We start from the raw sequence: 14,639 nt of genomic DNA, 5'->3' as shown, positions 1-14,639 counted from the left end.
AGATGACCCAGCCAGAAAACCAGACCCTCTCCACCACCCGCCTGCCTGAAGGAAAGATGCCAGTGCTGCGGATGATGCCGGCGCCGTCCGACGCCAATGTGTACGGAGACGTGTTCGGCGGCTGGATCATGGCCCAGGTCGACGTCGCCGGCTCGCTGCCGGCCGTGCGCCGCGCGAACGGCCGCGTGGCCACCATCGCCGTCAACTCCTTCCTGTTCAAGAACCCGGTCTTCGTCGGCGACCTGCTGTCCTTCTACGCCGACATCGTCAAGGTCGGCAATACCTCGATCACCGTCTACGTCGAAGTCTACGCCGAGCGTAACCGACTGCAAACCAATGTCGTGAAAGTCACCGAGGCCACCCTCACCTATGTCGCCACCGGCCCGGACCGCAAGCCGCGCCAGCTGCCGCCGCTCGAATCCCTGATCGCCGAGTAAGCCCTTGACGCCATCGCGCCGCCTGTTCCTGCTGGACGCGGCGCGCCTGGCCGCGGCCTTCACTGCCGCTGGTCCTTCGGTACTGCGCGCGGCGCCATCGAGCGCGGCCGGCTATCCGTTCAGTCTGGGCGTGGCTTCCGGTTCGCCGCTGCCGGATTCCGTGATCCTCTGGACCCGCATCCTGCCCGATCCGCTGGATGCGGATTCGGCGCCCGGGCTGGCGGTGCCGCTGCGCTGGGAAGTCGCGCAGGACGAAGGCTTCCGCAACATCGCGGCCAAGGGCAGCGTCATCGCCACGCCGGAGCTGGCGCACAGCGTGCGCGTGAACGTGACCGGCCTGCAGCCCGGCCGCTGGTACTGGTACCGCTTCCTGTTCGGCGACGCCGTCAGTCCGGTCGGCCGCACCCGCACGGCACCTGCGGCCGGCAGCATGCCCGACATGCTGAAGCTGGCGGTGGCCTCCTGCCAGCACTGGGAATTCGGCAGCTATGCGGCGCACCGCTACATCGCCGAGGCCCAGCCGGACCTGGTCGCCTTCCTCGGCGACTACATCTACGAATGGGGGCCCTTCCAGCGCCAGCATCCGCAACGCGCGGTGCGCCAGAATGAATCCTTCGACCTGGCGAGCTACCGCCAGCGCTATGCCCAGTACAAGAGCGACCCGGACCTGCAGGCGGCCCACCTGGCGGCGCCCTGGATCGTGACCTGGGACGACCACGAAGTCGCCAACGACTACGCCGCCGACCGCGACGAGCGGCTCTCCAGCGATTTCGCGGCGCGCCGCGCGGCGGCCTACCAGGCCTTCTACGAGCACATGCCGCTGCGCCTGCCGCCGCCTCGCAGCTTTGCGAACGTGCGCATGGTTCAGCGCTACGACTGGGGGCGCCTGGCGCGCTTCCACGTGCTGGACGACCGCCAGTACCGCGCCTACGAAGCCTGCCCGAAGCCGGGCCGGGGCGGCTCGAATTCCGTGAGCCCGCGCGCCTGCCCTTCCCTGCTCGACCCATCGCGCAGCATGCTGGGCAGGGAGCAGGAAGCCTGGCTGCAGGACGGCCTGCAAGGCTCGAGGGCGCGCTGGAACATCCTGGCCCAGCAGACCCTGATGGCGCAATCGACCCAGGTGCCGATCGTCGGCGCCGACGGCGGACGCTTCTGGACCGATGGCTGGGACGGCTATCCGGCCGCACGCCGGCGGCTGCTGGACACCCTGGCGGGTTCAGGGGCCGCCAACCCGCTGGTGCTGGGCGGGGACGTCCACACCTTCTACGCCACCGAGCTGCGCGCCGATTTCAGCCGCCCGGCATCGAAGGACAATCCGGTGATCGCCACCGAGTTCGTCGGCACCTCGGTCACCTCCAGCTCGCGCCCGCAGCAGCGCACCGCGGAATACGTCGAGATGAACCCGCACATCAAGTTCGGCCGCAGCGACAGGCGCGGCTACATGCTGCTGGAGGTGACGCCGAAGGAAACGCGCACGCATTTCATGGGGCTGGACGAGGTGCGGGATCCGAAGACTGCGCAGCGGGAGCTGGCGGCGTTCCGGGTGGTGGATGGGACGGCTGGGGTGGAAGTGACGAACGGCTAGCGGTCGTCCTGCGGCTTTCGCCCGTCGTCCCCGCGGCCTGTAAACGTCGTCCCGGCGGCCTGTAAACGTCGTCCCCGCGAAGGCGGGGATCCAGGTTTGTATACGGTCCGCCAGCTTAACTTGGATTCCCGCCTGCGCGGGAATGACGTTCACACGCTAACGACGTCGCTTACGCCGGCTGCTTCTCATCCCGCAACTCACGCCGCAGGATCTTGCCCACATTGGTCTTCGGCAGCGTCTCGCGGAACTCGATGTACTTCGGCCGCTTGTAGCCGGTCAGCTGCTCCTTGCAGAAGGCCATCAGCTCTTCCTTGGTGAGCGCCTTGTCCTTCTTGACCACGTAGAGCTTGACCGCCTCGCCCGAGTGCTGGTCCGGCACGCCCACGCAGGCCACTTCGAGCACGCCCGGATGCGACGCGACGACTTCCTCGACCTCGTTCGGGTAGACGTTGAAACCCGAGACCAGGATCATGTCCTTCTTGCGGTCGACGATCTTGATGTAGCCCTGCTCGTTCATGATGCCGATGTCGCCGGTCTTGAAGAAGCCGTCGGCGGTCATGACCTTGGCGGTTTCGTCGGGGCGGTTCCAGTAGCCGGCCATCACCTGCGGGCCGCGCACGGCGATCTCGCCGGCGGTGCCGAACGGGACTTCGTTGCCGGCTTCGTCGAGGATACGGATCTCGGTCGACGGGATCGGCAGGCCGATGGTGCCGGTAAAGCCGGTGATGTCGCAGCGGTTGGCGGCGACCACCGGCGAGGTCTCGGACAGGCCATAGCCCTCGACGATCGGGGTGCCGGTGACCTGCAGCCACTTGTCCGCCACCGGCTTCTGCACCGCCATGCCGCCGCCCGGGCAGACCAGCAGGCCGGAGAAATCGAGGCTGGCGAAGTCCGGGTTGTTCAGCAGGCCGTTGTACAGCGTGTTCACGGCCGGGAAGACGTTGATGCGGTAGTTGCGCAATTCCTTGATGAAGCCACCGATGTCGCGCGGGTTCGGGATCAGGAGGTTCATGCCGCCCACGCGCAGGCCCAGCAGGGCGCAGACCGTCAACGCATAGATGTGGTACAGCGGCAGCGCGCACACGAACTGCAGGTCGGCGCCGGCCTTGGCCAGGGTCGGGGCGAACCAGGCTTCGTTCTGCAGCACGTTGGCGATCACGTGCTTGTGCAGCAGCACCGCGCCCTTCGACACGCCGGTGGTGCCGCCGGTGTACTGCAGGAAGGCGACGTCGTCATGGCCGACCTGGACCGGCTTGAGGGTCTGGCGCGCGCCCTCAAGCAGCACGCGCTTGAACGGCACCGCGTTCGGGATCGACCACGCCGGCACCAGCTTCTTGACGGTGCGGACCACGAAATTGACGATCAGGCCTTTCGCGCCCAGCAGGTCGCCCATGGTGCCGACGATGACGTGCTTCACCTTGGTCTGGCCGACGACTTCCGCCACCGTGTGGGCGAAGTTCTCCAGCACCACGATGGCTTCGGCGCCCGAGTCGTTCAGCTGGTGCTGCAGTTCGCGCGCGGTGTACAGCGGGTTGACGTTGACGATGGTGTAGCCGGCGCGCAGGATGGCGGCCATCGCCACCGGATACTGCAGCACGTTCGGCAGCATGATGGCCACGCGCGCGCCCGGCTGCAGGCCGCGGCTCTGCAGCCACGCCGCCATCCGGGCCGACAGCTTGTCGAGTTCGGCGAACGTCATGGACTTGCCCATGCAGGCATAGGCCTTGCGGTCCGCGTACTTGCGGAAGGCTTCCTCCAGCAGGTGCGTGAGGGAACGGTATTGCGTCCAGTCGATCTCCGCCGGTACGCCCGTCTCGTACGACTCCAGCCAGAATTTGTCCATGTTATTGCCTATCTTTCTAATCAATTTAACTCTCCGCTTTTGTCATTTTTAGCACTGCCAAAAATGACTCCCCGCGAAAGCGGGGACCCAAGCTCCGTTTGCGCTGACGGTACGCTCGCAGACTTGGGTCCCTGCCTTCGCGGGGACGACGGTAATCAAGCCAACTATGCTGCCTGCTTTTCCTCGCGCAGTGCGCGCCGCAGGATCTTGCCGACGTTGGTCTTCGGCAGCTCGCTGCGGAATTCGATGTACTTCGGTTTCTTGTAGCCGGTGAACTCGCGCTTGCAGTAATCCATCAGCTGTTCGGCCGTCAGGTTCGGGTCCTTCTTGACCACGAAGACCTTGACCGCCTCGCCGGAATGCTCGTCCGGCACACCGATCACCGCGCACTCCAGCACCCCAGGGTGGGCGGCGATCACGCCTTCCAGTTCGTTTGGATAGACGTTGAAGCCCGAGACCAGGATCATGTCCTTCTTGCGGTCGACGATCTTCACGTAGCCGTTCTCGTCCATCACGCCGACGTCGCCCGACTTGAAGAAGCCGTCGGCGGTCATGACCTTGGCCGTTTCGTCCGGACGGTTCCAGTAGCCGGCCATCACCTGCGGACCGCGGATCGCGATCTCGCCCACGCTGCCGATCGGCAGTTCCTTGCCGTCGTCGTCCAGGATCGCCACCTCGGTCGACGGGATCGGCAGGCCGATCGTGCCGGTGAAGGACGAGATGTCGCAGCGGTTCGCGGTAGCCACCGGCGAGGTCTCCGACAGGCCGTAGCCTTCGATGATGTGGGTGCCGGTAATGGCCTTCCACTGGTCGTTGACCGCCTGCTGCACCGCCATGCCGCCGCCGTTCGCCAGCTTCAGGCCCGAGAAGTCCAGGTGCCTGAAGTCCGGATGGTTCACCAGCGCGTTGTACAGCGTGTTCACCGCCGGCAGCGCATTGAACTTGTACTTGGCCAGCTCCTTGATGAAGCCCGGGATGTCGCGCGGGTTCGGGATCAGGATGTTCAGCGCGCCCACCCGCATGCCCCACAGCGCGCACACCGTCAGCGCGAAGATGTGGTACAGCGGCAGCGCGCACACGATGATCGGATGCTCGACCACCGGCGGCCGGTTCATCGCCACCGAAGACCATGCCTCCGATTGCAGCAGGTTGGCGATCACGTTCCGGTGCGTCAGGGTCGCGCCCTTCGACACGCCGGTGGTGCCGCCGGTGTACTGCAGGAAGGCGATGTCCGTGTTCTTCAGCTGGGCCGGCTGGAAGGGCATCTTGCCGCCCTGCGCCAGCGCTTCCTTGAAGCGCACGCTGCTCGGCAGCGAGTAGTCCGGCACCATCTTCTTGACGTTGCGGACCACGAAGTTCACCAGCATGCCCTTGGCCCCGCCCAGCATCTCGCCCATGCTCGCCACCACCACGTGGCGCACCGGGGTCTTGCCCATCACCTGCTGCAGCGTGTGCGCGAAATTCTCGAGCACGATGATGGCCTCGCTGCCCGAATCCTTCAACTGGTGCTCCAGCTCGCGCGGCGTGTACAGCGGATTCACGTTCACGACCGTATAGCCGGCGCGCAGGATGGCGGCCAGCGCCACCGGATACTGCAGCACGTTCGGCATCATCACCGCCACGCGCGCGCCCTTGGCCATGCCGCGGCTCTGCAGCCAGGCCGCCAGGCGCTTCGACATGGCGTCCAGTTCCGCATAGGTGAGGAACTTGTCCATGCAGACGAAGGCGTTGTTCGCGGCATACTTCTGGAACGACTCTTCCAGCAGCTGCACGAGGGAGCCGTACTGGTCGGGATCGATTTCAGCGGGGACGCCGGGTGGGTACGACTTGAGCCAAATCTTGTCCATCGGGTGCCTGTCTCCAGTGTATTTTTCTGTGTGGGCCGCCCAACCGAAAAAAACGCACGGTCGTGCTGTGTTTGCTTTCATGATGCTATCGGGCAGCGCGCCCGATAGCAAGCATTTTTAAAGCAATTCGAACACGAATTCTAGTGCCCCACCATAGGCGGCGCCTCGCTGCGCTGCACCATCAGCGGCGATGTCGATACCGGCGGCGCCAGGGCCTTCAGGATGCGGTGGCGATCCGGGCGATCCAGCTCGGCCAGGCGCTTGACCGACTTGTAGAAGGCCGGGAAGTTGCCATCGCGCTTGAGCATGGCGCGGAAGGCCGGCACGAAGTCCTCGTAGGTCGCGATCGAGGCCAGGTGGGCGTTCGACAACGGCTGTTCGAAGAAGCGGTCGTAGCCGGCATAGCCGCCCCAGTTGCCCTTCAGGACCTGGTACTCGTCCTTCAGTTCCTGGAACAGGCGCGCCTTGACTGCGCGCTTCTCGTCGTCGCTGCGGTCGACCACGACATAGTTCTGTTCGAGCGCCTTGCGGTACTTGAGCAGCAGGGCCAGGAAGTCGTGCTTGCGGCTCTTGTAGCGGGCATAGCTGTCGCGCATGGCCTGGTTGCCGAAGCGCTCCATCCAGCGTTCCACGCCCACCTCTTCCACCGTGCTGGCGAAGGATTCGTTGAACTGCGAATCGCCCTGCGCATACACGATCTGGTGCGCCAGTTCGTGGAAGATCATGCGCGCCAGTTCGGCATCCGGATAGTTGATGAAGGTGGAGATCAGGGGATCGCTGAACCAGCCCAGGGTCGAGTAGGCCGGCACGCCGCCGACCTCGACGTCGTTGCCGTCGGCCTTCAGCTCCCTGGCGTAGGCCATGGCGGCGTCCTTGTTGTAATAGCCGCGATAGTTCACGCAGCCGGCCACCGGGAAGCACCACTGCAGGGGCCGCAGCGACAGCTCGGGCGTGGCGACCACGTTCCACAGCACGTATGGGCGTTTCAGGGAGGCGTATTTTTTATAACTGTCATTATCTGGCAATGACATTTCGCTAACAGCATAGCGGCGGATCTGGCGCGCCGTTTCCAGCCGGAGGCGCAGTTTGGAGCTGGTGCCGGGGTCGGCGATCCAGTCGTCGATCGGACGGGCGTCCGACAGGAGTTCAAGCTGGCCCTGGGCCGCCTGGGAGTAGTAGTTCAGCGTCGAGCAGCTGGCCAGCAGCCCCGCCGCCGTGCCCGCCAGGAGCACGGCGCGGAGCCGCGGGGTGATTCGCGAAAGTTTCATTTTTCAAAAGGATCATGGTGCGGCTTTCTCCACCTGCACCAGCGTGTCGTAGAAAGTCGGCGCCCGGCCCATGTCGGTCAGGCGCTGGCTGGTTACTTCGTTGGCGTTCTTGCCGTCGCTGGCGAGCTTTTTCCACCAGATCGACAGGCCGACCACGAGGCCGGCCCGCGCCTTGGGCGTGACACGGGCTCGCGCGACGAACGAGCCCCGGTCGTTAAAGATGCGCACCATCTCGCCGTGCTCGATGCCGCGGCTTGCGGCGTCGACGGGATGGATGTCCAGGTGAGGTTCACCCTCCGTGGCGCGGAGGCTCTGGACATTGACAAAGCTTGAGTTGAGGAAGTTCCTGGCCGGCGGAGAGATCATCGCCAACGGATATTTCTCTGCCAGTTCGGGATTGGATGCCACGGATTCGTAGTTCGGAATATAGGTCGGCAGCGGATCGAGACCATCGTGGAGCATGGACTCGGAATACAACTCGCACTTGCCGGAAGGAGTCGGGAAGCCGCCTTCCGCGAAGGGCGCGGCCGGCATGTTCAGCTTGCTCCAGCCGGTGCGCTTCAGCGATTCCCAGTCGAAGTGCACGGCGCGCGCGTTGCTCTTGTCGAAGGCCTGGGCCGCGAGTTCGTCGTCGGTCTCCTTGAAAGCCGGGTCGTCGAAGCCCATGCGCTGGGCGATCAGGCGGAAGATCTCGGTGTTCGGCTTGGCCTCGCCCAGCGGCGCGATCGCCGCGTTGTTCGCCATCATGTACAGGTGGCCATAGGCCAGGTGGGCGTCGACGTGCTCGAGCTGGGTGGTGGCCGGCAGCAGGATGTCCGCGTAGTCGGCGGTATCGGTCTGGAAGTGTTCCAGCACCACGGTGAACAGGTCTTCGCGCTCGAAGCCGCGCTGGACTTTCGAGGAATCCGGCGCGATCGCGACCGGGTTCGCGTTGTAGACGATGACGGCCTCGATCTTCGGACCGAAGCCTGGCGACGCCTCCTTCAGCAGGTCGTCGCCGATGGTGTTCATGTTGATGGTGCGTGGAAGGCGGCCGCGCAGCAGGTCCGGGCGCTGCAGCGCCAGCTTGTTCGACGGGAAGGAGCCCGAGGTCGACAGCTGCACGCCGCCGGCCGGATGGCGCCAGGCCCCCACCAGGGCAGGCAGGCAGGCGATGTTCCGCACCGCCATGCCGCCGCCGCGTACGCGCTGCAGGCCATAGTTCATGCGGATCGCCACCGGCTCACCCTTCCGCGCAGTTTGTCCATACTCGCGCGCCAGGTTCACCACTTCCTCGGCGCTGATGCCGCAGGTTTCGGCGGTGCGCTCCGGCGTCCACTCCATCACGCGGTCCTTCAGCTGGCCGAAGCCCACGGTGTGCTGGGCGATGTAGTCGTGGTCCAGCAGGTTTTCCTTGACCAGCACGTGCATCATGCCCAGCGCCAGCGCGCTGTCGGTGCCCGGCAGGACGGCAATGTGCTGATGGCACTTCTCGGCCGTCAGGGAGCGATACGGGTCGATCGCGATCAGCTTCGCGCCGCGGCGCTTGGCTTCCTGGACGCGCATCCAGAAATGCAGGTTGGAGGCGATCGGATTGCCGCCCCAGATCAGGATCAGTTTCGCGTCCTGGAACTGTTCGATGTCGGTGCCGATCGAAGCACCGATGGTGTATTTGTAGCCGGTGGTGCCGGCGGTCGCGCACACGGTGCGATCGAGGAAGGAGGCGCCGACCTTGTTGAAGAAGCGCATCGCCATCGCCTCGCCCTGCACCAGGCCCATGGTGCCGCAATAGCTGTAGGGCAGGATGGCTTGCGGGTCGCGCTTTGCGATCGGCGCCAGGCGCGCCGCGATCTCGTCGAGGGCCTGCTCCCAGCTGATGCGTTCGAATTTCCCTTCGCCCTTGCGGCCGACGCGGCGCATCGGGTACAGCAGGCGGTCCGCGTGATAGGTGCGGTCGACGTAGCGCGACACCTTGGTGCACAGCACCCCCGCCGTGGTCGGGTGATCCGGATCGCCCTTGACCTCCGTTGCGACGCCGTCTTCCACGGTGACGAGGATGGCGCAGGTATCGGGGCAGTCATGCGGGCAGGTGGCCCTGACGAGGGTCTTGGTCATGGAATCGGATCCGGGAAAAACGTCGAGAAACCAATAGTTTAGACGATTCCTGCGGCCCTCGTGACGGCACTGGCCGCGGTGGCTTCGGAAGGGCTACAATAGTTGAAAACATGTATAGGGAGAACAGAATGAGACTTGTCGAACCTATCCTCGCACACCAGGCGGAACTCGAGACCATCCGCCGCGACATTCACGCACATCCCGAGCTCTGCTACGAAGAACAGCGCACCGCCGACGTCGTGGCAGCCCGCCTGACCGAATGGGGCATCCCGGTGGTCCGTGGCCTTGGCGTCACCGGCGTGGTCGGCATCATCAAGAACGGCACGTCCGAACGCGCGATCGGCCTACGCGCCGACATGGATGCCCTGCCGATGCAGGAACTCAACACATTTGAGCACGCGTCGCGCCATGCCGGCAAGATGCATGCTTGCGGACATGACGGTCATACCACGATGCTGTTGGGTGCAGCCCACTATCTGTCGCAGAACCGCAACTTCGACGGCACCGTGTACCTGATTTTCCAGCCGGCCGAGGAAGGCGGCGCCGGCGCCCGCCGCATGATGGACGACGGCCTGTTCGAACGCTTCCCGATGGATGCCGTGTATGGCCTGCACAACTGGCCGGGTATGGCGGCCGGCAAGTTTGGCGTGGTCGCCGGCCCGATGATGGCATCCAGTAACGAGTTCCGCGCGGTCGTGAAGGGCAAGGGCGCCCACGCCGCGCAGCCGCACCGCGGCATCGACCCGGTGATGGTGGCGGTGCAGATCGCGCAGAGCTGGCAGACCATCATCTCGCGCGAAAAGAACCCGCTGGATACCGCCGTGCTGTCGATCACCCAGATCCACGCCGGCAGCGCCACCAATGTGATCCCCGACGACGCGGTACTGGTCGGCACCGTGCGCACCTTTACCACCGAGGTGCTGGACCTGGTCGAGCGGCGCATGGGCGAGATTGCGCAGGGCGTCTGCGCGGCCTTCAATGCGAGCGTCGATTTCTCGTTCAAGCGCAATTACCCGCCGCTGGTCAACCATCCGGAACAGACGGCCTTCGCGGTCGAGGCGATGAAGGCGGTGGTTGGCGCAGACAACGTCGACGCCAACGTGGAGCCGACCATGGGCGCCGAGGACTTCGCATTCATGCTGCAGGCCAAGCCGGGCTGCTACGTCTTCCTCGGCAACGGCGACGGCGCCCACCGCGCCGGCGGCCACGGCCTCGGCCCTTGCCAGCTGCACAATGGCAGCTATGACTTCAACGATCAGTTGTTGCCGATCGGAGCCAGTTACTGGGTTCGATTAGTCGAGATGCGCTTGCCTTCGAGCGGGACGCAGACGTAAGCACGTCACCCCGCGCCCACGCCTCGCCCGTCGCCCCCGCGAAGGCGGGATAGTGCCCCCGGCACTATCCCCCCAAGTTTCCTTAACTATCAGGCAGCGTGTCCGCCCCTGCGCCAACACGCTTCCCCGGATTCAACCTCTCCAGCGCAATCAAGGCCGCCGCATGATCGGCCGACGGCAAATCCGCCTCGATCGTCTCGTACTGCCGCGTCACCAGCTCGGTCACCGGCAGCGTCACGCCAGCCTCCCCCGCTGCGGCCAGGATATTGCGCTGATCCTTGAGCTGGGTTTTCACTTGCCCGCCCGGCACGAAATTCCGCTCCAGCATGCGCTGGCCATGCACTTCCAGCACACGGCTGCCGGCAAAGCCGCCGCGGATCGCCTCGCGCACAGCGGCCGGATCGGCTCCCGCGGCCTGGGCCAGCAGCAGGGCCTCGGCGACCACGTTGATGGTCGCGCCGACGATCAGCTGGTTGCACAGCTTGGCGACCTGGCCGCTGCCGGCCGGGCCGACCAGGATGGCCGAGCCCATCTTTTCGAGCACGGGCGCGGCTTGCGCGAAATCGGCCGCATCGCCGCCGGCCATGATGGCCAGCTTGCCGGCCTCCGCACCCACCACGCCGCCGGACACCGGGGCATCGACGAAACGGCAGCCGGCCTGCGTCAGCTGCGCATGGAAGGCCAGGGCTTCGTCCTGCCGGGTGGAACTCATGTCGATCCACAGCGCGCCGGGTTTCAGCGCGGGCAGCGCGGCGGCGAGCACCTGACCGACCACCGGCCCCGCTTCCAGGATGCTGATCACGATGTCGGCATCGCGCACCGCGGCGTGCAGGTCTTGTTCGGGTAGGGCGCCGACGCCGCGCAAGGCCTCGGCCTTGGCCGGCGAACGGTTCCAGACGTGAAGAGGATAGCCGGCTTGCGCCAGCCGGGTTGCCATCGGCTTGCCCATCAGGCCGATGCCGAGAAATGCCAGGGTCGGAAGTGTCATGGTGGTCTCGTTGTGCAGATCGTTCGATTCTAACAATTGATGGACAGCCCACGCCAAAACCCACATCTCGCTAAAATAGCGGGATTCGTCAATCGAAAGGATAGAAAAAAGATGTTCTCCGCTAAGAAAATCGCGACCTCGATGGCCGCAGCCGCCGCCCTGTTCGCCGCACAGGCAGGCCACGCCCAGAACGGCCTGGTCGACTCCTACGCCGTGGAAGCCGGCGGCGGCGAGCACGTGCAGGTGCTGCGCCTGTCGGCCCAGAAAGACTGGAACAAGAACTGGTTCGCCACCAGCGGCCACCACCTGTCGGGCTACTGGGATGCCAACATCGCCTACTGGCGCGCCAACCAGTGGCTGGACGTGCCGGGCAACCACCACAACCTGGCCGTGATCGGCATCACCCCGGTGTTCCGCTGGGAAGCGGACGACAAGCGCGGCTTCTACGCCGACGCCGGCATCGGCGCCGCCCTGTTCTCGGACGTGTACCGCAACACCCACCGCCAGCTGTCGACCGCCTACGAATTCGCGGACCACGTCGGCGTCGGCTACGTGTTCGACAACAAGTGGGAACTGGGCGCCCGCCTGCAGCATTACTCGAACGGCGGCATCAAGCATCCGAACGGTGGCGTGAATCTGCTGATGGTGAAAGCTGCTTACCATTACTAATGGTGTATCGGCTGAACACCGGGGTCAGAGCCCACCCGCGAAAACCGGGCTCTGACCCCTGCGTCGGCCCAGGGCGATTTATGTGACAATCGTCCAATGACCGATACCAGCAACGTCAAAAGTTACCTCCCCTGGCTGGTGGCGACTGCCCTGTTCATGGAGCAGCTCGACGCCACCATCGTCAACACCGCCGTTCCCAGCATCGCGGCCAGCCTCCAGGTCACACCGCTGAGCCTGAAGTCCGTCGTTACCTGCTATATCCTCAGCCTCGCGGTCGGCATCCCCGTGAGCGGCTGGATGGCCGACCGTTTCGGTACCCGGCGCGTGTTCGGCACCGCGATCGCCATCTTCACGTTCGCTTCGGTGCTGTGCGGACTGTCGGTCAACCTCGAGATGATGGTGGTGGCGCGCCTGCTGCAGGGCCTTGGCGGCGCCATGATGATGCCGGTCGGACGCCTCGCCATCATCCGCACCTTTCCCAAGAGCGAGTTGCTGGGGGCGATGAATTTCGTGATCCTGCCCGCACTGATCGGTCCCCTGCTCGGACCGACCGTCGGCGGCCTGATCGTGCACTGGACCTCGTGGCGGGCGATCTTCTTCGTCAACGTGCCGGTCGGACTGCTGGCCCTTTTCTTCGTGTACCGCTACATGCCGGACTACAAGGGCACCGAGCCGCGCCCGCTCGACACCATCGGCCTGATCCTGTTCGGCTCGGGAACTGCCCTGCTGTCCTGGCTGCTGGAGATCTTCGGCGAGCATACGCTCGACACCGTGACCATCGTCCTGATGCTGGGCCTGTCGGTGGCCCTGCTGGCGGCCTATGCCTGGCATGCAAGCGAGCACAAGCACCCGCTGCTGCGCCTGACGCTGCTGAAGGTGCGCACCTTCCGCATCGCGGTGCTGGGCGGTTTCATCACCCGCCTGGGCATCGGCGGCCTGCCCTTCCTGCTGCCGCTGCTGTATCAGCTCGGTCTGAAACTGCCGGCCTGGCAGTCCGGCCTCCTGATGATGCCGACCGCGGCCGCGGCGATGGGCATGAAACTGATCGCACCGAGGGTATTGGCCCGCTTCGGCTACCGCCAGGTGCTGGTCGTGAATACCATCTGCATCGGCCTGACGATCGCGCTGTTCGCGCTGGTGGGGCCGGGCACGCCCTGGTATGCGATCGCCGGCATCGGTCTGCTGCAGGGCTTCTTCAATTCGCTGCAGTTCTCGAGCATGAATACGCTGGCCTATGCGGACGTTCCGCAACAGGACTCCAGCATGGCCAGCACGATCGCCAGCTCCTTCCAGCAGTTGTCGATGAGCTTCGGCCTGGCAAGCGGTTCGCTGGTAACGGCCTGGTTCCTCGGCCGCGTGCCGCAGACCAACCAGTCGATGGTGACCTCGGCCCTGCACCATGCCTTCCTGACGCTGGCAGTCACGACGATGCTGTCGTCCTTCGTGTTCTGGCGCCTGCGCCGCAGCGACGGCGAGAGCATCAGCCGCGGCAAGCAGCGATCCGAAGAAGCCGCCACCCAGGATTCGGCGCCGCTGTCGCAAGCCTGATCCTCGCGCCGGCAAGCGCGGGAGCGGTATAGAGTCGAAGCGAGGGAGAAATCCAGTCTTGCCAGGAGAAGAGCATGAGCCTGTCACTCGTTTCGGCCGACTTCGACGCCGGCGGCAACATTCCGGCAATCCATACCTGCGACGGAACCGATACCGCGCCCGCCCTGTCGTGGTCGGGCGCGCCACCGGGAACGAAAAGCTTCGCCCTGATCGTCGACGATCCCGACGCACCGGACCCGGCGGCGCCCAAGATGACCTGGGTGCACTGGGTCCTGTATAACATCCCCCTTTCCGCGGCCAGCCTGCCCTCCAGCGTGCGCGGCACCGACCTGCCACCGGGCACGCGCACCGGCCTCAACGACTGGAAGAAAAGCGCCTATGGCGGCCCCTGCCCGCCAATCGGAACGCACCGCTATGTGCACAAGCTCTACGCCCTCGACGTGGAATTGCCCGACCTCGGCCATCCGACCAAGGCCGAGCTGGAACAGGCGATGAAAGGGCATGTGCTGGCGCAGGGGCAGCTGATCGGCACTTACCACAAGCGCTAGCGACCAGTGCCTCGCCGCGTTGCTGCTTGTCCGCAGCGCCGCCGTATCGAGATGCTCGAGGTCGGAATACGGCAACGAAAATCACACGCTAGAAAAGCAAAAAGCCCGCTCAGTATCAACTGAGCGGGCTTCTGCGAATAATTAGCCTGACGATAACCTACTTTCACACTGGTTGCAGCACTATCATCGGCGCAAAGTCGTTTCACGGTCCTGTTCGGGATGGGAAGGGGTGGTACCGACTTGCTATGGTCATCAGGCATGACTTGTACGCGTATCGTCTCCTGRGGAAGACGCGACGCTGAATCTGGAAGAAGTAGTTTTGATCTGTTGTGTCAACAAACAGCTGTCATCGTACCCTGGCTGACTGCCAAGGTTATAGGGACAAGCCGTACGGGCAATTAGTATCGGTTAGCTTAATGCATTACTGCACTTCCACACCCGACCTATCAACGTCCTGGTCTCGAACGACCCTTCAAGG

At 64.8% G+C, this 14,639-nt stretch carries 11 protein-coding genes and 2 rRNA genes; 6 read left to right on the top strand and 7 right to left on the bottom strand.

Annotated elements, in window-relative coordinates; genetic code table 11:
• The first annotated feature begins 2 nt into the window (after positions 1 to 2).
• Together AC1DOQ_RS09625 and AC1DOQ_RS09620 are read left to right on the top strand one after the other, a co-directional pair.
• Positions 3 to 437: an acyl-CoA thioesterase gene (locus tag AC1DOQ_RS09625; protein ID WP_442123983.1), complete on the top strand. Its 435-nt coding sequence runs from the start codon at positions 3 to 5 to the stop codon at positions 435 to 437.
• A gap of 4 nt (positions 438 to 441) precedes the next feature.
• Positions 442 to 2,022, top strand: coding sequence for an alkaline phosphatase D family protein (locus tag AC1DOQ_RS09620; RefSeq protein ID WP_477362565.1), 1,581 nt, complete (start codon positions 442 to 444; stop codon positions 2,020 to 2,022).
• A gap of 169 nt (positions 2,023 to 2,191) precedes the next feature.
• Here AC1DOQ_RS09620 and AC1DOQ_RS09615 read toward each other — a convergent pair whose 3' ends face one another.
• From AC1DOQ_RS09615 to AC1DOQ_RS09600, 4 genes are all read right to left on the bottom strand, one after another.
• A complete protein-coding gene (locus tag AC1DOQ_RS09615; protein ID WP_477362563.1) occupies positions 2,192 to 3,865 on the bottom strand; it encodes a long-chain-fatty-acid--CoA ligase in 1,674 nt (557 codons plus the stop codon).
• Between the two features lie 164 nt (positions 3,866 to 4,029).
• The gene (locus tag AC1DOQ_RS09610) at positions 4,030 to 5,712 is read right to left on the bottom strand and encodes a long-chain-fatty-acid--CoA ligase (RefSeq protein ID WP_477362561.1); all 1,683 of its coding nucleotides are present in this window, start codon (positions 5,710 to 5,712) and stop codon (positions 4,030 to 4,032) included.
• Between the two features lie 140 nt (positions 5,713 to 5,852).
• A complete protein-coding gene (locus tag AC1DOQ_RS09605) occupies positions 5,853 to 6,980 on the bottom strand; it encodes an aminopeptidase (RefSeq protein WP_477362559.1) in 1,128 nt (375 codons plus the stop codon).
• Positions 6,981 to 6,992: 12 nt separating this feature from the next.
• Positions 6,993 to 9,074 carry a molybdopterin-containing oxidoreductase family protein gene (locus AC1DOQ_RS09600; RefSeq protein ID WP_477362557.1) on the bottom strand — a complete coding sequence of 694 codons (2,082 nt, stop codon included), beginning with the start codon at positions 9,072 to 9,074 and terminating at the stop codon, positions 6,993 to 6,995.
• A gap of 128 nt (positions 9,075 to 9,202) precedes the next feature.
• Between AC1DOQ_RS09600 and AC1DOQ_RS09595 the strand changes: the two genes are divergently transcribed.
• A complete protein-coding gene (locus AC1DOQ_RS09595; RefSeq protein WP_477362555.1) occupies positions 9,203 to 10,408 on the top strand; it encodes a M20 aminoacylase family protein in 1,206 nt (401 codons plus the stop codon).
• An 82-nt stretch (positions 10,409 to 10,490) separates the two neighbouring features.
• Here AC1DOQ_RS09595 and AC1DOQ_RS09590 read toward each other — a convergent pair whose 3' ends face one another.
• Positions 10,491 to 11,396 carry an NAD(P)-dependent oxidoreductase gene (locus tag AC1DOQ_RS09590; protein WP_477362553.1) on the bottom strand — a complete coding sequence of 302 codons (906 nt, stop codon included), beginning with the start codon at positions 11,394 to 11,396 and terminating at the stop codon, positions 10,491 to 10,493.
• A gap of 111 nt (positions 11,397 to 11,507) precedes the next feature.
• On the opposite strand from AC1DOQ_RS09590, the gene AC1DOQ_RS09585 reads away from it, so the two are divergent.
• The 3 genes from AC1DOQ_RS09585 to AC1DOQ_RS09575 all read left to right on the top strand — a co-directional run bounded on the left by AC1DOQ_RS09585 (position 11,508) and on the right by AC1DOQ_RS09575 (position 14,161).
• Positions 11,508 to 12,065 (top strand): acyloxyacyl hydrolase, encoded by a 558-nt coding sequence (locus AC1DOQ_RS09585; protein WP_477362551.1) that lies wholly within the window; start codon positions 11,508 to 11,510, stop codon positions 12,063 to 12,065.
• Positions 12,066 to 12,161: 96 nt separating this feature from the next.
• Entirely contained in the window at positions 12,162 to 13,613 is a 1,452-nt protein-coding gene (locus tag AC1DOQ_RS09580) for a DHA2 family efflux MFS transporter permease subunit (RefSeq protein ID WP_477362549.1), read from the top strand.
• 74 nt (positions 13,614 to 13,687) lie between these two features.
• Entirely contained in the window at positions 13,688 to 14,161 is a 474-nt protein-coding gene (locus tag AC1DOQ_RS09575) for a YbhB/YbcL family Raf kinase inhibitor-like protein (protein WP_477362547.1), read from the top strand.
• Between the two features lie 144 nt (positions 14,162 to 14,305).
• Here the strand turns inward: AC1DOQ_RS09575 and rrf are convergent.
• Positions 14,306 to 14,418: ribosomal RNA gene (gene rrf, locus AC1DOQ_RS09570) — 5S ribosomal RNA — on the bottom strand.
• A gap of 120 nt (positions 14,419 to 14,538) precedes the next feature.
• Positions 14,539 to 14,639: ribosomal RNA gene (locus AC1DOQ_RS09565) — 23S ribosomal RNA — on the bottom strand; the annotation flags it as partial.

This window comes from Massilia sp. 01N417 (assembly GCF_056399645.1).
Note: the sequence above shows the minus strand (reverse complement) of the source record. Positions and strands in the feature narration are given on the sequence as shown.